Origin of the sequence: Coleofasciculaceae cyanobacterium (assembly GCA_036703275.1) — a bacterium.
Classification (GTDB): Bacteria; Cyanobacteriota; Cyanobacteriia; order Cyanobacteriales; family Xenococcaceae; genus Waterburya.
Genome location: DATNPK010000112.1, coordinates 98,181 through 115,976 on the forward strand (window position 1 = coordinate 98,181; position 17,796 = coordinate 115,976).

The following is a 17,796-nucleotide window of genomic DNA, read 5'->3' on the forward strand; positions in this document are numbered from 1 at the left end:
CAAGTTAGACGGATAGCAAGCGTGGTATTTACAAGTATTTCCAAAAGCTCACAATCGATCCAAATCCCCCAACGTCGCACAGGCGCGTATGCTTTAATGGACAGCCTGCGCTGTCATGGTGTCAAGCATATCTTTGGCTATCCTGGTGGGGCAATACTCCCAATTTATGACGAGTTATATCGTTCTGAAGCCAGGGGAGAAGTCCAGCATATTCTAGTACGTCATGAACAGGCTGCATCCCACGCAGCAGATGGCTATGCTCGCGCTACAGGAAAGGTAGGAGTTTGTTTTGCTACTTCGGGGCCAGGGGCTACTAACCTAGTTACAGGTATTGCTACGGCTCATCTGGATTCGATTCCGATGGTAATAATTACAGGTCAGGTACCTCGCGCGGCAATTGGCACTGACGCTTTTCAGGAAATAGATATTTTTGGAATAACCACTCCCATAGTCAAAAATTCTTATGTGGTGCGTCATGCTAAAGACATGGCAAGAATTGTGGCTGAAGCTTTTCATATCGCCAGTACTGGTCGTCCTGGACCAGTTTTAATTGATGTTCCTAAAGACGTTGGTAATGAAGAATTTGATTATCTACCCGTACCGCCAGGAAAAGTTAATCTCAGGGGATACAAGCCTACAGTTAAGGGCAACCCACGTCAAATTAATGCCGCTCTTAGGCTAATTACCCAGTCAGAGAAGCCCCTAATGTATGTTGGCGGTGGTGCAGTTGCTTCAGATGCTCATGCTCAGATTAAAGAATTAGCGGAAAAATTTCAGATTCCTGTAACCACAACTTTAATGGGCATAGGAGCTTTTGATGAACATAATCCTCTAGCGTTAGGAATGTTGGGAATGCACGGGACAGCCTATGCTAACTTTGCCGTAAGTGAATGTGATTTACTAATTGCTGTTGGTGCAAGATTTGACGATCGCGTTACGGGTAAGTTAGATGAGTTTGCCAGTCGTTCTAAAGTAATCCACATTGACATCGATCCTGCTGAAGTGGGCAAAAATCGTATTCCTGAGGTCCCAATTGTGGGCGACGTACGTAAAGTGCTAGAACAGATTCTTAAAAGAGCCAAAGAAGAAGACTTTGACGCAAGTTTTGGCATGACTAAATCTTGGTTAGAGCAGATAAATCACTGGCGCGCAGAATATCCTTTGACCGCACCTCATCCCGAACAGGGTTTGTCACCCCAAGAAGTAATTGTCGAAATAAGTAACCAAGCACCGCAGGCTTTTTATACTACTGATGTTGGTCAACACCAGATGTGGGCAGCTCAGTTTTTGAAAAATGGTCCTCGTCGTTGGATTTCCAGCGCAGCTTTAGGCACTATGGGCTACGGTTTGCCGTCTGCCATGGGTGTTAAGGTAGCTATTCCCGATGAAGAAACTATTTGTATCAGTGGTGATGCCAGTTTCCAAATGAATCCTCAAGAGTTGGGAACTTTGGCGCAGTTTAATATTAACGTCAAAACCGTAATTATTAATAACGGTTGGCAGGGAATGGTGCGTCAGTGGCAAGAAAACTTTTTTGGAGAGCGATATTCTTCCTCCAATATGGAAGTGGGTGCGCCAGATTTTGTCATGTTAGCTCAGGCTTATGGTATCAAAGGCATGATCGTGCGCGATCGCGCTGAATTATCCAGTGCTATTGCCGAAATGTTAGCTCATGAAGGGCCAGTATTAATGGACGTGCGTGTTACCAAAAACGAAAACTGCTATCCAATGATTGCCCCTGGTAAAAGCAATGCTCATATGTTGGGTTTACCCCAAAAAGAACAGCCTTCGGCTGAGTTTGTTAACTGTCGTGAGTGCGGTACAACTAATCCTATTGCCAACAAGTTCTGTCCTGAATGTGGTAATCAACTGTAATTCTTGTTTCAGTGGGGTTTAGTGGGCGCAAATGCAGCATATTCCACGCGAGCCTGCTGTAACTGATATTTCTGGCAAGCGATCGCTCTAGGTAGGGCGATCGCTTTTTAGTTTTCCAGTTTATTCGATACCGATCCATTACCGGTTACTTTATTGGGAAGCGATCGTAGTACGGATGTTGCAGTGTTTAAATCCGATATAGAACTATCAATTGCACCGATAGATAGCGATCGCTTGATTCGTGCCAGAGGTCTAATAAAAATAGACTAAAACTAATGTAGGTCGAGTCACAGAAACAGACAGAAATTATAAAAAGCCCTTATTTCTATTACCGAGCTACAAACTCTGATAATCTTTTAACTCCTTCTTTGATGGTATCCATATCTGTGGCATAAGAAAAGCGGATGCAATTGTCCATACCGAAAGCGACACCAGGAATGGCTGCAACCTGTTTAGTGTCTAATAAATCTTTACAGAATTCCAGAGATTTTTGACCTGTTTTAGATATATCCACAAAGAGATAGAAAGCACCGTAAGGTTTAGGACAGCTTAACTGAGGAATATCGTTGATTGCTTGATGCATATAGGCTCTACGTTGAGTAAACGCACTCAGCATTTCCTGGACACATTCTTGAGAAGATTCCAAAGCTGCGATCGCGCCATACTGAGCGAAGGTGCAGACATTAGAGGTACTATGTCCCTGAATTGTCGCCATCGCCTGTAATATTTTTGAAGGTGCTGCTGCGTAACCGACTCGCCAACCAGTCATCGAATGGCTTTTGGCAAAACCGTTGCTAGTAATAGTGCGGGCAAAGATATCTGCGTCTATTGAACCTATACTTAGATGTTGAGCATCATCATAAAGAATTTTTTCATAGATTTCATCAGAAACTACTAAAATATTTTGTTCGACGATTACCTTGGCTAAAGCTCGAACTTCATCAGGTGCATAAACTGTTCCTGTAGGGTTAGAAGGAGAGTTAAACACCAACAGCTTCGTCTTAGGGGTAATAGCTTGCTCTAACTGTTGAGGCGTAATTTTATAGTTATTTTCGGCTGTTGTATCCACAATTATGGAAGTACCGCCAGCCAGCTTAACCATTTCTGGATAACTCAACCAATAGGGTGCAGGAATAATTACCTCGTCCCCTGACTCAATTAAAGCTTGCATCAGGTTAAACAGGGAAAATTTACCGCCATTGGTAACAATAATATTTTCCGCCTGGTAGTTAAGATGATTATCTTTCTTGAGCTTATTGGAGATCGCTTCTCTTAACTTTAATTCTCCTACCGCAGCACCATAACGGGTTTTTCCTTCATCTAGGGCAGTTTTGGCAGCTTCACAAATATGTTTGGGTGTCGGAAAATCTGGTTCTCCTGCACTAAAGCTACAAACATCAATTCCCTGTGCTTTCATCGCTTTCGCTTTCGCGGAAATTGCTAAGGTAATAGATGGTGATACTCGATTGACTCTTGCTGCTAGTTCCATTTCATTCAAACCCAAGATATTCTGTGTTGCACCCAGTAGGTTAATCTATAGTGTCGCAAAGAGTAATTAGCTTAACTGATATCCTGGCACTTTTCTTTACATTTGGCTCAATTGTCAGCAAAAGATGATTTAGTTGCCCAAAATTCTAGGCACAGTAACGTTAATTTAGAATTGGCAATACATTGGCGAATTAGGTATCAGCGAATCGAATTTGAAACAAATGAACGCAGATGGATTTGTCTGTGGGTTTGATGATGAATTGTTTTTTGATGATCTTGGTTTTTGGTTGCTAAGTTACGCTTGACTCGCATAAGCCAATATTTAAACCTGATGGTAACATTACTAAGCAAAGCTCAAATATATCCACTTTATTTAGGTTGAATAGTGGCAAAGGTTGTAGTCGAAAACGTCTATAAAAGCTACTCTCGCGGGAAGGTAGAACACGATCGCACATCTGAAGGCAAAACAGATCTCGCTCCCATCAAAGATAAATCTAAGCAGGTTAGTGTCTTGCGGGATATTAATTTTACCGCGAAAGATGGAGAATTTTTGGTCTTAGTTGGTCCTTCTGGTTGCGGAAAGAGTACCCTACTGCGTTTATTGGCGGGATTAGAAGAATTGACGGGAGGAAATATTAAAATTGGCGATCGCCTCGTCAACGATCTCCCGCCTAAAGCCAGAGATATTGCGATGGTGTTCCAAAATTACGCGCTTTATCCTCATCTGAATATTTACGACAATATTGCCTTTGGCTTAAGAAGAAATTCGGGTAATGGCAGCAAAGAGAAAGTTAACTCTGGTTTGTTGGCGAATGTTTTAACTTCAACAACCCGCAGGTTGCCCCGAAGTCTGCGCTATACTTCTGCTAAAGAGCAAGCCGTGCGTGATCGGGTTAGATACGTGGCTAGTTTATTGCAGATCGAATCTTTACTGTATCGTTTACCGAAAGAACTATCTGGAGGACAAAAACAACGGGTAGCATTGGGTAGAGCGATCGCTCGTAACCCTCAAGTTTTTTTGATGGATGAGCCTTTATCTAACCTGGATGCTAAATTGCGGACGCAAACTCGCGCTCAAATTGTCAAGCTTCAACGACAGTTAAACACAACTACGATCTATGTCACCCACGATCAGACAGAGGCAATGACCATGGGCGATCGCATTGCGGTGATGAACAACGGTCAGATTCAACAAATTGCCCCACCTTTAGAGATTTATGAGCGACCAGCAAACCGCTTTGTAGCTGAGTTTATTGGTTCTCCACCCATGAATTTTTTACCAGTAGATTTAGTTGCTCTCAAGCTAGTTAATCAAGACTTTATTCTCGATCTGCCTGAATCGTGGACAAAATCGCTGCAATCTAGTCAAGCAAAGTCATTAACTTTGGGTATTCGTCCCCAACATTTATTTATCGGTACAGAAAGTAAATCCAGTATTCAAATTGAGGTAGATTTAGTAGAAGCATTGGGAAATGAAACCTACATATCTGCTCATTTAATCAGACAGCCTGATATTACCCTAACGGTATCTCTGCTACCAAATACATTTGTTCGAGTTGGCGATCGCCTTTGGTTGGCTGTAGATCTTGATAAAATCCATCTTTTTACAGTTGATGATGGACGAGCGCTCACTCTCTAATAACAGTTAAAATCAATATTTTCTGGTGTGTTCGCAATTATCGAGTTGCACCATTAACTGATAACGAAATAACGAAATAACTATTAACGATGATTAAAACACCAGATTGGGTCAAAAACGCCGTTTTTTATCAAATATTTCCCGATCGCTTTGCCAGAGGTGAATCCACTATTAAAGGACAATGGCAAGCTTCTACCTATGAGGGTTGGGATGCTACTCCTACCTTTAAAGGATATAAGGGAGGCAACTTATGGGGCGTAATTGAAAAACTAGATTACATCAAAGATTTAGGTGCAAATGCGATCTACTTCACCCCAATTTTTCAGTCGGCTTCTAATCATCGCTACCATACCCACGATTATTATGAGATAGATCCGATGTTAGGAGGAAATGTGGCATTTGATGCCTTAATTAAAGCTGCTCACCAGAAAGATATTAAATTGGTGCTGGATGGAGTATTCAACCATGCCAGTCGAGGCTTTTTCTTCTTTAGCGATATTTTGGAAAATGGCCCTAACTCTCCTTGGTTAGACTGGTTCAAGATTCACGATTGGCCTTTGTCTGCTTATGACGGCAGTAAACCAGCTAACTATGAAAGCTGGATTGGCGATCGCGCTTTACCTGAGTTTAATCACGACAATCCCCAGGTCAAGGAATATATTATGCAGGTGGCTGAATATTGGCTGTATCAAGGTATTGATGGCTGGCGGTTGGATGTGCCGAACGAAGTAGATACCCCAGGATTTTGGCAGGAATTTCGCGATCGCGTCAAAGCGGTCAACCCCGAAGCCTATATCGTCGGTGAAATTTGGGGCGATGCCAGTCAGTGGCTAGACGGGACGCAGTTTGATGGCGTAATGAACTATCGCTTTACTGAACCGACTATTGCTTTTGCTGGTGGAGAAAATTATATTCCTGAATTTTGTCAGGGTGAACTCAGACCATATCCGCCTATTTCTGGCGTGGAATATGCCATCCGCATTGAGGCTTTGCTCAAGCAGTATGATTGGGAAATACAGCAGACTCAACTTAACTTACTCGATAGTCATGACACTCCCAGAATGATCACAACTGTGGGTGAAGATAAAAAAAGCTTTCTGTTGGCTACAGTGCTGCTGATGACTTTCCCTGGTGCGCCGAGCATTTTCTATGGCGATGAGGTTGGTTTGCCTGGGGGAAAAGATCCCGATTGTCGTCGCGTTTTTCCTGAACCTGAAAATTGGGACGTAGAGATTTTAAAAGAACATAAAACGTTAATTGCGTTGCGCCACCAATATCCAGCATTGCGTACGGGAAAGTATAAAACTCTTTACGCCGATCGACATTTATATGTTTTTGCTCGTATTCTCGACGAGCAAGAAGTTTTAGTAGCGGTTAATACTGGAACAGAAACGGCTAAAGCTATTTCGACGATTACAGGAATTCAGTCTCAACCTCAAGAACTGATTTATGGTTCAGGTAGATTAGACTGGCATCATACTGGTGGTGAGCAAAAGTTAGAAATTGTTGTTCCTGCTAAAAGCAGCATGATAGTAGCTTAATTTTGGCGGAGGGGTTGGCTGGTGCAGGGCGATTGTTTGCCATTTTAGCGGCATTCTAAGGTAATTACGGTTACTTCTGGCGGACAATTAAAACGTCCAGGCAAATAAGAGCCTAAACCACGATTGATGTATAGCTGATTAGTGCCTACTTGATGCCAACCTTGCGACCAATTCCAATGCTGAGTAATTTTCGCACAGTCTTTGATGTACGGTAGGCGATCGCGTAGCGATTTTGGTACATACTGTCTGATTTTGGGTAAAATCGAAACTACTGAACCATAATTAGGAATGACGATTTGTCCGCCGTGAGTGTGTCCTGAAAGCTGTAAATCTACTCTCCAGTTTTTGAGTACGCTAGCTGAGTCTGGATTATGGGATAAAACAATACGAGGTGTATCTAGGGGAATTTGTTCTAGTACTGGTGCTGGTTTAAATTCCCGTGACCCGAAATCAGGTAAACCAGCGATCGCCAAATCCTCTCCTAAAGGATAAGCAACTTCATTCCAAAGTATTTTGAGCTTAATTTTACCTAAAGCCCGAATGATCTGTTGCCCTGCGCTCTTAGGAATGAGGTCATGATTTCCTAAACAACCATAGACTCCATATTTACTCTTGAGGTTTTGCAGGTGAGTTGCCAACTCGTCAATCGGTTGAGGATTATCGGTAACAAAGTCTCCCGTAATTAGAACTAAATCTGGGTTAACCTCATTGCTAAGAGCGATCGCTCTTAGGAGAGTTGGCGCGGTTAAACGTATTCCATCGTAATGTAGATCCGATAGCTGTACTATTTTAATACCCGATAAATGAGGCGATAAATTATTGATGGCGATCGCTATTTTCTCGACTTTGATCGGTTCGGTAATAATCATGCTGTGTTTATTAAGATCCAAAAGCAAATCTTATTGATTAAAAAAAATTACGGATTTGAGAACGGCAAAGTAGAATGACAACATGTATTTGTTTTGCTAACTATCACCAGAATTTGAGTTTATATCATACTGTGAGGCATTTATGAGCCGAATCAAAATATTCTTACTGCTATTGATTATCGCTGCATTAAGTATTGTCTTTATTCAAAACCGAGAGCCAATTGCCCTCAAGCTGCTTTGTCCTGATAATGCCAGCTCATGTTTATATCAAACTGCTCAATTACCTCTGGCGATTTGGATTGGTCTATTTACTTTAAACGGAGCGATCATTAATTTACTGGTACAGTTTCTCAGTGCTTATGGTTACTCTAACTCTAATAGGCAAAAGTATCCTTTAGACGATGATTTGTATCCCAATGAAAAGAACTGGAACACTAGAAATAGTAGCAATAAATATTCAAAATCGGCTGAAATTGATGATTTTTCAGTTAAAGAGCGAGGTCGTTTCTCTGATGTTACTACTTATGAAGTTAAGCAAGAGCCACAAAATGTAGAGCATTCGGGTTCTACTTATTCTTATAAATATCGAGAAGCTAGCGATCGCCCTGAAACCACTCAAGATAATTCTCAAAAAACATCAGCTAAATCTGAGATTAATTCCAACGTTACTCAGGAACAAAATGACGAAGAATGGATTTAAGACTGGATTTAAGAATAGTGATTAGCAGTAAATATCTCTCTTGATTCTTGCTTTACTATACCAACCATAGTAGCTTGTTGAAGATGGATAAATGCTTCTAAATCTTCAAGCTCGTATTTATTTCTCAACATCATTCTCAGCTTCTCTTCTGCCTCTAAGCTCAAATACCCTGTGGTCAAAGCTTGGTGTACTATTTCGCGAATTAATTTCATAATTGATTTATTGACCTCTAATTATTATAAAGTTTCCTTTAAGAATTCTGAGCGAGCGTGAGTAAAATCCTCAATATTCAGAGTTCTTGCCCAAAAAATTTGCCGATTAATTATTAAAGTTTAGTTAAGTTTGTGTATGTTTTCTGTAATTTAAATCACCCTCGCTTCAGTGGTCAGCTCATAAATATAATGTTTTGGTAAAGCGATTTAAAAATTCGAGCCATAAATGAAAGAAAGCTATTTCTACTGCGTTCTCTTTTATTAACGATAGACAATTTACCAGCAATTCTGGTGCAAAAGTCAGCAAAAGCCTGTATCCATCCGAACGACATACGTATAAATACTCAAAAAGATTTAAAATCTAAATATTATAGCGTTAGTTTGCCATCAGTAATATTAGTGAGGATTATGTCAGGAAAAAATTTTTCAGCATACTACAAAATTGAGCATTTAAATAGCTGACAATTTTGTTTGTGGTCAACGTTACACCGTCGCATTTTTTGGCGAACATCTGAAATAACATTTCCCGTCGCCTGCCTGCCGACAAGTAGATGCGGGCGCAGCACTTAGTCTATGCGATCGCAGATTAATTAATATAAGATTCTTAAGTTACAGAAAATAATATCGATAATGAGTAATTTACTACAAGGTTTAAATATCTATTTAATTGGCATGATGGGTTCAGGAAAGACGACAGTTAGTAAACATCTGGCTCAAAGTCTTGACTATCGCTTTATAGATACAGATCGAACCATAGAAGCGATCGCCAAAAAACCGATTTCGGCAATTTTTGAACAAGAAGGAGAAGCATATTTTCGGGATCTAGAGACTAAAGTATTAGCCGAATTATCGGTTTATACTCGCTCAGTAATTTCCACCGGAGGCGGAATTATTCAAGAACAAATTAACTGGAGTTATCTCAGACAGGGTTTAATTGTCTGGCTCGATGTAGATTTAGAGACATTAAAAAAAAGAGTAGCCCAAGATCGAACTAGACCATTGGCTGAGAAACTAGAATTATTGCTAGAAACTCGTCGTCCTTTGTATGCTCAAGCAGACATCCACATCTCAACTAAGCCAGAAGAAGCCCCCCAAGAAGTATCTACCCAAATCATTAAGATTATTCCAACTGTTCTCAAGTCTCAAGTTTAGTCTGCCGATTAAAATTAAAAATTAGTGCAGTGCCGACATTCAAACTAGAAATCTGATTCTCAAGACTTAAATTTTATGCTTAACGACAGCGAATATTTTCAAGAAGCAGCAGCGACTCGCGTTCGGATTCTTAGTGAAGCCCTGCCCTATATTCAAAAATTTGCTAAGCGAACCATTGTGATTAAATATGGTGGTGCAGCAATGAAAGATAGTAGCCTCAAGACGAAGGTAATCAACGATGTGGTTTTTCTTTCCTGTATCGGAGTGCGCCCCGTAGTCATTCACGGAGGAGGACCTGAAATCAATACCTGGCTACAGAAAATAAATATTCAGCCCTTGTTTAAGGATGGATTACGGGTCACTGATGCTGCAACCATGGATGTAGTAGAAATGGTTCTAGCAGGTAGAGTAAACAAAGATCTAGTATCACTAATTAATCGTGCGGGAGCTTTGGCAGTAGGTCTGTGTGGTAAAGATGGTAATTTAATTCAAGCCCGTCCAGTTGGCAAAGAAGGAGTCGGCTTTGTGGGGGAAGTTACTAACATTAATACAGGATTAATTGAAACATTAGTTAGCAGTGGTTATGTTCCAGTAATTTCTAGCGTTGCTGCGGACGAAAATGGACAGGCGTATAACATTAATGCCGATACAGTAGCGGGGGAAATTGCCGCAGCTTTACAGGCAGAAAAGCTAATCCTCTTAACTGATACTTCAGGGATATTGTATGACTATCACGAGCCATCAACCCTAATCAAAAAATTAGATATCCAAAAAGCAAGAGAGTTAATTCAACAGGGAATTGTCTCAGGAGGGATGATTCCCAAAGTTTCTTGCTGTGTGCGATCGCTGGCACAAGGAGTTAAGGCAGCTCACATTCTCGATGGTCGTTTACCTCATTCATTACTGCTAGAAATTCTTACCGATGAAGGAATTGGTTCGATGATCGTAGCATCGGAATTGATGAACTAAAAATTATTATTCAACAGTTAACCCAGCCAGTTGATAGACCATGAGCTAATTAAACTATTAATTAAACTATTTACGAATAACTCGAATATAGTTATCGGAGTTGCGGTAGCTTTCGGAATAGTTTGATGGGTTGATGATGATTACAGTACCTCTTCTGTGGCGATCTCCACGAGGATGAGGATGGTAATGGTCGTGACCGTATTTATATTCGTGATCTCTATATTCTCGATCGCCATAATAACCACGTCGATCGTATCTGCTTTCAGGAAGAGGAATATGAGTTCGGGGGCGGAGATTTAGAGGAGTTGGCCCATCGATCTGGCTACGGACACCGACTTGAGCTAGCTCAAAGCTACCCTGAATAAGCTCTGGTGTTGCCTGTGCTGCTGAGGATTCTATGATGCTAAATGCTCCTAGAGAAATAGCTAAAGCACCTAAAAGCGATCGCCAGTTAAATTTATTTCGATATTGTTTACCCATAATCTGTTGCTTTGATCTTGAATACTAGAAGTAAATTATTTAATAATGAATTTAAGTAATTACCACAGTATATTGATATATTAACGTGACGGCAGATAACCAAGAAAAGTTTCAGCAAAAATACCAAGCGGGAAAACAAGCTTTAGAAAGAGGACAATATCGCCTCAGTATTGAAAATTTAGAAGCTGCCCAAGAATTAGTTGCACCTAATTCTCGTCGGGGTGGAAAAGCCAAAATTTGGTTAGTTACCGCTTATCAAGCAGCCAATAAAATCGATGAGGCGATCGCTTTAGCTCAAGACTTAATTACTCATCCTGACACCCAAACCCGCGAACAGGCAAAGCAGATCCTTTATATTATTAAAGCTCCTGTACTGGAGCGACCTAAAGAATGGATGAGCGAAATTCCCGATTTAGCCAAAGCAGACGAAGGCGCATCTCGTTATGTTGCAGCCAAACAGAAACTCTCGTCCCAACCTGTTGAACTAGAACTTGAGGATCTTGAACCCTCTCCCACTGATGCTCCAGATAATCAGTTTGTTTGGTTTGCCTTAATCTTAGTGATTTTAATTATTGGCAGTTTGGTCTGGCTAAGTAAAGTTTAATTAACACTAAATCCGATTGATCGAGTACTGTTGACTTAAAGTAGCTATAACTCTTCTGATGTTATCCCCTTGTCTATTACGGATACACTTACGGATATACCATGCACGGGAATCATGCACGGGCTAGTCTATTACGGATTCCGTGCCTGATTAGCTCCTTACCTCGCGTCACCGCTTCGCAAACGCGTCGCGAAGCGATACCCGATATTGGCTGACTTCTAACTGGCAACCCCTGTGCCAAAAAACTTGGGTGGTTCATCTAGGGTATAAACAGTTGTTTCTGCTGCGATCGCTTGACGAATATATAAAGGGGTTTGCATAATACCTAAAAGAGTCATCCCGTCGATAAAACGATAACCTCCAATGGTTTTTGTTTCAAGTAAACGATCTACTAATTCTGGCTGGGGTTGACCATCGATCGGCTCGTCAGAACAAAGCGCAAATCCCCAAGCACGACCATAAGAAGGAGTCGGTGCCGATAGAGAAGTTACATTACTAAATACTGATTTGAGAGTATTAATCAGACGAGCATGATCCTTAACTTCTGGCGGAGATATTGGGCCAGCTTGAACCATAACAAAACCGCCAGGGTTGAGTACTCTTTTTAATTTGGTAAAATATTCCTTGGTAAACAGGGCAAACGATGGCCCGGATTCAATCGGATCGCTGAGATCGGAAATAATCAGATCCCAGGTTTCGGTAGTAGTGTCTAAAACCTCAAGCGCATCGGCAATCATCAGGTTCACACGAGGATCGGCAAAAGCGTTTTGGTGCATTTCAGGGAGGTGCTGCTTGCAGGCTTCTACTACTTCTCCATCAATATCAATCATTGTCACTTGCTCAACACTTTGCCACCTTAAAACTTCACGGATAGTTGCACCTTCGCCACCGCCCAAAACTAAAATTCTTTGTGGATTTTGATGGGCAATTAAGCCTGGATGTACTAAAGATTCATGATAAATAAACTCGTCCACGGTACAGGACTGCCATTTGCCATCTAAAACTAGTCCTTTGCCAAAAGCCCCCGTCTCGACGATGTACATTTCTTGATAAGGTGTCTGTTGATATGCCAGAACCTTACTCACTCCATGAGTGTAGATGTCCCAAGGAGTTATATATTCGTTGATCCATAGATCTGCTTTAAGTTGGCTACCAGACATATATAAAAGAATGAACAATAAAGGATGATGAATAAATAAGCATAGCAAATGTATAGTAATGCCCGTTTGCTATCTCATTTCTGTTTTATACTGCCTGGCTTAACCAGGTAAAACTGATTAATTTTAACTTAAAAGTCTTTAGCTAAAATCCTTGTCTTGAAGGCTTTGATAGCGATAAAAATTCAAAATATCCAGTAAAATGCCAACAATGCTTACGGTAATGCCTAGAGTTAATACGCCCTGAACTGGCTTCCCGTCACCAAATACTGCTAAAAAATTTAAAATATGAAGCATTCCTTGTTCGCTTACCAACAAAAATCCTGGAACATAGCTAGTTAAAATTAAAAGTCCAAGTAAACTGCCAATCACGAGTACTGGCGCAGCAAAGCTGATCAAAGTAGTTAAAAACAAAGAAAGAAATAAATTTGACACAACTTATATAAATGATTTTGATGAAAGTATCTGTCAAACAAAGGCTGGTTTGAGCTCATGCCCTACCTACCTACTTACTTACACAATATAAGTAAAAATTGTCTTTATCAGGGAATTTCAAAAATCTTAAATAATCATTACTAGTTCAGAGTAAGCTTTACTATTCTTAAGCTTTGTAGCCAAAAATACATTAAATAATCTAATGATTATTAGCTATTTTCAGTCAGACTAGAAGTAATTTTTAATCTAATTATGAAATTGGTTAAGAACTGTCTCAACTTGCAACACTATCGATTTAAACTTCACCACTATTTGTCAGACTTGAGTATCGATCAGTTTAGGAGCCGTATTTTGTCCTGGAAACGTCTAGATGCTCGCCAACCAAGTCAACTTCGCAGTCATAGTTTTCAGTTGGATTTTATCGAAAATCCCTTGTCATCCGTAATTATTGAATGTGGCAAGACTAAGGTTCTCTGCACTGTAAGCGTTGAGGACCGAGTTCCCAAATTTTTGCTCAATAGTGGTCAGGCATGGCTTACTGCCGAATACAGGATGCTACCAGGAGCGACTAACACGCGCCATTCACGGGAACTGATGAAGCTTTCAGGGCGTACCCAAGAAATCCAAAGGTTAATTGGGCGCAGTTTGAGAGCCGCAATAAATCTTCAAGGGTTGGGAGAAAAAACGATTACGATTGATGCTGATGTTCTTCAGGCTGATGCAGGAACACGCACCGCATCGATTACGGGAAGCTATGTAGCGTTAGCCCATGGAATTAATAAATTGATTGCCGCAGGAAAGATTAAAAAATCTTCCTTAATCGAACCTGTGGCGGCGGTATCGGTAGGATTAATTGATGGAGAAGCGTTTTTGGATTTAGACTATTCAGAAGACGTGGCAGCGGATGTAGATTTAAACGTGGTGATGAATGGCAAACTAGAACTGATTGAAATTCAAGGTACAGCTGAGTCTAATAGTATGACGCGATCGCAATTAAACAAGATGCTAGATTTGGCAGAGAAAGGAATTAAAGAATTACTCCAAGCACAAGAGACTGCATTATTAAGTAAACGGTAGAAACGTTCGTTCAATCGAACGTCCCTATAGAGGTAACAATAATCATGAAGCTCGAATTTAATACCGAGTCAACTAACGTTTGGGATTATAAACCCCGATGGTGTCAACCTTGGTCAATTATGCTCACCGGGATCACAATCATTGCTGGTAGCTGGCTAGTGTTACACACTATTTGGCTGACTATTGCTATTTCTTTGGCGATTATTACCTGGTGGGTATACTTTTTAATTCTTTACCCCAAGGCATTTGCCGAATACATAGCAACTAAGCAAACTAAAGTGAATTTAGAGCGCTAACTAGATAAACTTCTAGATGATAAAAATTTATCTAGTTAGCAATTCTTAAGCTAACAGCTACCAAGCACGGAAAATCAACAATTATGATGTAGAAGAAACGGTTTGACGCTTGAACATCTCCTTAAGTACCAAAGCAGGATCTACATAACCACCGTTGTGCTTGAGTACCCAATGTAAGTGTGGTCCAGTAGTGCGCCCACTCATTCCAATACGACCTATTCTGGCACCTACGGGAATGTTTTGTCCTGCGGCAATCTGAATTCCTCCATCTCGATCGAGTAAAAATGTGCCGCTGCTAGAATCTTCAACGTAGCCTTCCAAATGACAGTAAACGTGCTGCCATTCACCAGACTGAATCGCGATTGATGTGCCACACGCCGTATTGTCAGATACTTCGAGAACCTTTCCGCCCCACCAGCTACGAATATAGCTACCACGAGGAGCTGCTAGATCTAAGCCGTTATGAAACTGGCGTTCTCCCGTCACGGGAGAAGTGCGATAGCCGAAACCAGAGGTGTAAGATTGAAAATTTTCTACGGGAAAAGAACCTTTATCCCAAATAGCTGAAACCTCCTGGGCGATTAGATTCTCTTTTGGTACATTTGATGCCTGTAATTGAAAATTTCCCCAATGATTAATTATCAGAGAAATTAATAAAGTCGTAGCAATAAAAGCTAACCAGCGACTCCATCGAACTTTAAATCTGTAGATCATGTATTTTGGCTCAATTAATATAACAATTTACGCTTATTAGCTTTAATGTTTGATTACTCGTCCTATTGATGGAATTGAAATTTAAAAGTTTCCATCTATTAATTAGCAAAAAATAGATAATTTTTAAGTAATAACTGGTAAACAAATCACTCAAGTTAACAGTTTTCTAGTTAAATTTAATTGCCTCAACCAAATATACTGTGAAATTTTTAGACTAGCAAGATAAAACTAAGTATTTATACTAGAAAAGTAGTCCAGCTTTTCAGGTAACTCAATTAATAAAGTTTTGTTTAAATTGTTTAAAATTCTTCAGACTAATTAAGATACATTTAGAATAGGTAGCTATAAATATTATGCGAATAAATATTATCCCTTTTTCTTTTGAACTAGACACGGTAAGCTTAGCAGGTAGCTGTATTTGGTCATTAGCTCTTTATATCGGTTTAGATTCAACCAAAAAATGGATTAGTAACCAATTGGAGCGATGGTTTAACTTCGCAGAGGGATGGCTATACACGTCTACAGAAGAATTTGAGGCAACTCGTCCTGCCAGAGAATCACAGAATGCGTTTTATGCTTCGGTGTTTAGCATTGTGCCTTTTTTGGTTGCAGGGGTGTTAACTAATTGGTTAACTGATATTAGCTTTGGGGGCAGTAGTTGGGCGATCGCTTTAGGAATTATGACCTGTGCGATTTGTAGCTTATTTGCTTTAGCTAATCAAGATTATGACGATTATGAAGACGAGGATTAAGAATCAAGAGTTGTACTTTCTTTAGTTTCCTAATCCCCATTCAGCAAAAACCTTAATTGAAAATCGCTGGATCAACAGTTATCTTATTCGTAGAGCCAGGATTTTCTTACAGGTTCCCAGTTGATTAATTCTGATTCATCAAACCAAAGCGCAACTTCTGTCTGAGCAGTTTCCAGCGCATCAGAGCCATGAATTAAATTACGCCCGATGCTAACTCCAAGATCGCCACGAATTGAACCAGGGGCGGCGGAGACAGGGTTAGTTGCGCCAATAATGTTTCTGGCAGCAGCAATTACCGCGTCACCTTCCCAAACCATCGCAATTACGGGAGCGGAGGTGATAAATTCAACCAAGCCTTGAAAAAAGGGTCTTTCTCGATGAACATCGTAGTGTTTTTCTGCTAGTTCACGGGAAACTTGCATCATTTTTAGTCCCACTAAGGTAAAACCTTTGGATTCAAAACGATGAATAATTTTTCCTGTCAGATGACGCTGTACGCCATCAGGCTTGATCATAATAAAAGTGCGTTCCATAATCTCCTTGGTATTTGGTTACAAAAAATCACAAACTTCAGATTACCCCAGATTGCTGCTGTTTTATCTTTTAGTTTGATCGGTGGTTAATTATTGTTCGCGCGATAACGTTCTATGGCTAATTCAACTAAGCGGTCAACTAGTTCGGGAAAGGAAACTCCGCTGTGCGCCCAAAGTCGGGGATACATACTGGTAGCAGTAAAGCCTGGTAAGGTATTAATTTCATTGATAAAAATTTCTGCTGTGTCTTCGAGATAAAAGAAGTCAACTCTAGCTAATCCTGCTGCGTCTACCGCCATAAACGCTTCAATTGCCATTTCTTGAATGCGATCGGCGATCGCTTGAGGAACATTGGCGGGAATATGTAGCTGGGCTGCGCCTTCGGTGTACTTGGTTTCGTAATCATAAAAGTCGCTGGCAAAGGTGATTTCTCCCACAACAGAAGCCTGGGGATGCTCGTTACCTAGTACAGCACATTCAATTTCTCTGGCATTAATTCCTGCTTCGACTACTATACGACGGTCATAGCTAGCCGCATTATCTAAAGCTGATTCTAATTCAGCACGCGATCTCACCTTGGCAATTCCCACCGACGAACCTAAATTAGCGGGTTTGACAAAACAGGGATAGCCTAATTTTGCCTCTAGATCATCGCAGAGTTTGGGGTAAATACAAGGATTTGAATATATTTGCGATCTATTTACCGCTACATAGTCTACCTGGGGTAATCCTGCTTGAGTAAACGCCATTTTCATGGCAATTTTATCCATTCCCAAAGCTGAACCTAGTACCCCCGAACCAACAAAGGGAACGTTCATCAAGCTAAGTAAACCCTGTACTGTACCATCTTCGCCATTAGGTCCATGCAAAACAGGAAACCAGACATCAATCTCACAATAGCTGAAGTTTTGTCCTGGAGGAGATAAAGCAGAAAAACCCCTGGTTGTCAGTTTGCTTGTCTTTTCGCTGACTGCCGTAGCTTCTTGCGCCGTCAACAGTGATGGTTTGCCCGAAGTTAATACCTGTTGAGCTAGATTGGTAGATTGCCAAGTACCGCTTTTATCAATGTATATTGGCAGAATATCATATTTAGCTTGGTTTTCTCCCTGTTCTAAAGCAGAAGCGATCGCCCTTGCCGAAGTAATTGATACTTCATGTTCTCCTGAACAACCGCCGAATAATAAGCCAACTTTTCGTTTTGCCATAAACTCTTATCACCAAAATCTCACCAGTAATGCTACATCATCTTTTTATTTTTGGTGGAAGATTAATTATTGGCGGCAAGGTCTTAATTGAACTGTAG

19 protein-coding genes are annotated in these 17,796 nt (G+C 40.6%); 10 read left to right on the forward strand and 9 right to left on the reverse strand.

Features of this window, described 5'->3' with window-relative positions; translation table 11 throughout:
• Positions 1-21 precede the first annotated feature (21 nt).
• On the forward strand, positions 22-1,875 hold the full coding sequence (gene ilvB, locus V6C71_26855; protein ID HEY9772081.1) for a biosynthetic-type acetolactate synthase large subunit: 1,854 nt from the start codon (positions 22-24) through the stop codon (positions 1,873-1,875).
• 328 nt (positions 1,876-2,203) lie between these two features.
• On the opposite strand, the gene V6C71_26860 is transcribed toward ilvB, so the two are convergent.
• The gene (locus V6C71_26860; protein ID HEY9772082.1) at positions 2,204-3,379 is read right to left on the reverse strand and encodes a pyridoxal phosphate-dependent aminotransferase; all 1,176 of its coding nucleotides are present in this window, start codon (positions 3,377-3,379) and stop codon (positions 2,204-2,206) included.
• A gap of 369 nt (positions 3,380-3,748) precedes the next feature.
• Here V6C71_26860 and V6C71_26865 point away from each other — a divergent pair, with 369 nt between their 5' ends.
• Positions 3,749-5,002 (forward strand): ATP-binding cassette domain-containing protein, encoded by a 1,254-nt coding sequence (locus tag V6C71_26865; protein HEY9772083.1) that lies wholly within the window; start codon positions 3,749-3,751, stop codon positions 5,000-5,002.
• Between the two features lie 89 nt (positions 5,003-5,091).
• Positions 5,092-6,543: a glycoside hydrolase family 13 protein gene (locus V6C71_26870; protein HEY9772084.1), complete on the forward strand. Its 1,452-nt coding sequence runs from the start codon at positions 5,092-5,094 to the stop codon at positions 6,541-6,543.
• Between the two features lie 44 nt (positions 6,544-6,587).
• On the opposite strand, the gene V6C71_26875 is transcribed toward V6C71_26870, so the two are convergent.
• Positions 6,588-7,433: a metallophosphoesterase gene (locus V6C71_26875; GenBank protein HEY9772085.1), complete on the reverse strand. Its 846-nt coding sequence runs from the start codon at positions 7,431-7,433 to the stop codon at positions 6,588-6,590.
• 121 nt (positions 7,434-7,554) lie between these two features.
• On the opposite strand from V6C71_26875, the gene V6C71_26880 reads away from it, so the two are divergent.
• Positions 7,555-8,112, forward strand: coding sequence for a hypothetical protein (locus tag V6C71_26880; GenBank protein HEY9772086.1), 558 nt, complete (start codon positions 7,555-7,557; stop codon positions 8,110-8,112).
• Positions 8,113-8,120: 8 nt separating this feature from the next.
• On the opposite strand, the gene V6C71_26885 is transcribed toward V6C71_26880, so the two are convergent.
• On the reverse strand, positions 8,121-8,324 hold the full coding sequence (locus tag V6C71_26885; protein HEY9772087.1) for a hypothetical protein: 204 nt from the start codon (positions 8,322-8,324) through the stop codon (positions 8,121-8,123).
• A gap of 630 nt (positions 8,325-8,954) precedes the next feature.
• Here V6C71_26885 and V6C71_26890 point away from each other — a divergent pair.
• Both V6C71_26890 and argB read left to right on the forward strand, forming a co-directional pair.
• Positions 8,955-9,476 carry a shikimate kinase gene (locus V6C71_26890; GenBank protein ID HEY9772088.1) on the forward strand — a complete coding sequence of 174 codons (522 nt, stop codon included), beginning with the start codon at positions 8,955-8,957 and terminating at the stop codon, positions 9,474-9,476.
• 75 nt (positions 9,477-9,551) lie between these two features.
• The gene (argB, locus tag V6C71_26895; protein HEY9772089.1) at positions 9,552-10,445 is read left to right on the forward strand and encodes an acetylglutamate kinase; all 894 of its coding nucleotides are present in this window, start codon (positions 9,552-9,554) and stop codon (positions 10,443-10,445) included.
• 66 nt (positions 10,446-10,511) lie between these two features.
• Here argB and V6C71_26900 read toward each other — a convergent pair whose 3' ends face one another.
• A complete protein-coding gene (locus V6C71_26900) occupies positions 10,512-10,925 on the reverse strand; it encodes a hypothetical protein (protein ID HEY9772090.1) in 414 nt (137 codons plus the stop codon).
• An 85-nt stretch (positions 10,926-11,010) separates the two neighbouring features.
• Here V6C71_26900 and bamD point away from each other — a divergent pair, with 85 nt between their 5' ends.
• The gene (gene bamD / locus V6C71_26905) at positions 11,011-11,529 is read left to right on the forward strand and encodes an outer membrane protein assembly factor BamD (GenBank protein HEY9772091.1); all 519 of its coding nucleotides are present in this window, start codon (positions 11,011-11,013) and stop codon (positions 11,527-11,529) included.
• A 218-nt stretch (positions 11,530-11,747) separates the two neighbouring features.
• Here bamD and V6C71_26910 read toward each other — a convergent pair whose 3' ends face one another.
• Together V6C71_26910 and V6C71_26915 are read right to left on the reverse strand one after the other, a co-directional pair.
• On the reverse strand, positions 11,748-12,689 hold the full coding sequence (locus tag V6C71_26910) for a methyltransferase domain-containing protein (protein ID HEY9772092.1): 942 nt from the start codon (positions 12,687-12,689) through the stop codon (positions 11,748-11,750).
• Positions 12,690-12,827: 138 nt separating this feature from the next.
• Entirely contained in the window at positions 12,828-13,121 is a 294-nt protein-coding gene (locus V6C71_26915; GenBank protein HEY9772093.1) for a hypothetical protein, read from the reverse strand.
• 351 nt (positions 13,122-13,472) lie between these two features.
• Between V6C71_26915 and rph the strand changes: the two genes are divergently transcribed.
• Together rph and V6C71_26925 are read left to right on the forward strand one after the other, a co-directional pair.
• Entirely contained in the window at positions 13,473-14,198 is a 726-nt protein-coding gene (gene rph / locus V6C71_26920; protein HEY9772094.1) for a ribonuclease PH, read from the forward strand.
• Positions 14,199-14,242: 44 nt separating this feature from the next.
• Positions 14,243-14,494 carry a DUF6737 family protein gene (locus V6C71_26925; protein HEY9772095.1) on the forward strand — a complete coding sequence of 84 codons (252 nt, stop codon included), beginning with the start codon at positions 14,243-14,245 and terminating at the stop codon, positions 14,492-14,494.
• Positions 14,495-14,575: 81 nt separating this feature from the next.
• Here V6C71_26925 and V6C71_26930 read toward each other — a convergent pair whose 3' ends face one another.
• Positions 14,576-15,208, reverse strand: a complete 633-nt coding sequence (locus tag V6C71_26930; GenBank protein HEY9772096.1) for a M23 family metallopeptidase — start codon at positions 15,206-15,208, stop codon at positions 14,576-14,578.
• A 353-nt stretch (positions 15,209-15,561) separates the two neighbouring features.
• Between V6C71_26930 and V6C71_26935 the strand changes: the two genes are divergently transcribed.
• Positions 15,562-15,960, forward strand: coding sequence for a hypothetical protein (locus V6C71_26935; protein ID HEY9772097.1), 399 nt, complete (start codon positions 15,562-15,564; stop codon positions 15,958-15,960).
• 83 nt (positions 15,961-16,043) lie between these two features.
• Here V6C71_26935 and ndk read toward each other — a convergent pair whose 3' ends face one another.
• Positions 16,044-16,493 (reverse strand): nucleoside-diphosphate kinase, encoded by a 450-nt coding sequence (gene ndk, locus V6C71_26940; protein ID HEY9772098.1) that lies wholly within the window; start codon positions 16,491-16,493, stop codon positions 16,044-16,046.
• 86 nt (positions 16,494-16,579) lie between these two features.
• Entirely contained in the window at positions 16,580-17,698 is a 1,119-nt protein-coding gene (locus tag V6C71_26945) for a D-alanine--D-alanine ligase family protein (protein ID HEY9772099.1), read from the reverse strand.
• Positions 17,699-17,796: the final 98 nt, after the last annotated feature.

Excerpts from the sequence above, each read along its gene's own strand:
- V6C71_26925 (HEY9772095.1), top strand. The coding sequence starts at position 14,243 with ATGAAGCTCGAATTTAATACCGAGTCAACTAACGTTTGGGATTATAAA.
- V6C71_26935 (HEY9772097.1), top strand. The coding sequence starts at position 15,562 with ATGCGAATAAATATTATCCCTTTTTCTTTTGAACTAGACACGGTAAGC.
- V6C71_26900 (HEY9772090.1), bottom strand. The coding sequence starts at position 10,925 with ATGGGTAAACAATATCGAAATAAATTTAACTGGCGATCGCTTTTAGGT.
- V6C71_26880 (HEY9772086.1), top strand. The coding sequence starts at position 7,555 with ATGAGCCGAATCAAAATATTCTTACTGCTATTGATTATCGCTGCATTA.
- V6C71_26890 (HEY9772088.1), top strand. The coding sequence starts at position 8,955 with ATGAGTAATTTACTACAAGGTTTAAATATCTATTTAATTGGCATGATG.
- V6C71_26910 (HEY9772092.1), bottom strand. The coding sequence starts at position 12,689 with ATGTCTGGTAGCCAACTTAAAGCAGATCTATGGATCAACGAATATATA.
- argB (HEY9772089.1), top strand. The coding sequence starts at position 9,552 with ATGCTTAACGACAGCGAATATTTTCAAGAAGCAGCAGCGACTCGCGTT.
- V6C71_26945 (HEY9772099.1), bottom strand. The coding sequence starts at position 17,698 with ATGGCAAAACGAAAAGTTGGCTTATTATTCGGCGGTTGTTCAGGAGAA.
- V6C71_26870 (HEY9772084.1), top strand. The coding sequence starts at position 5,092 with ATGATTAAAACACCAGATTGGGTCAAAAACGCCGTTTTTTATCAAATA.
- ndk (HEY9772098.1), bottom strand. The coding sequence starts at position 16,493 with ATGGAACGCACTTTTATTATGATCAAGCCTGATGGCGTACAGCGTCAT.
- V6C71_26885 (HEY9772087.1), bottom strand. The coding sequence starts at position 8,324 with ATGAAATTAATTCGCGAAATAGTACACCAAGCTTTGACCACAGGGTAT.
- V6C71_26930 (HEY9772096.1), bottom strand. The coding sequence starts at position 15,208 with ATGATCTACAGATTTAAAGTTCGATGGAGTCGCTGGTTAGCTTTTATT.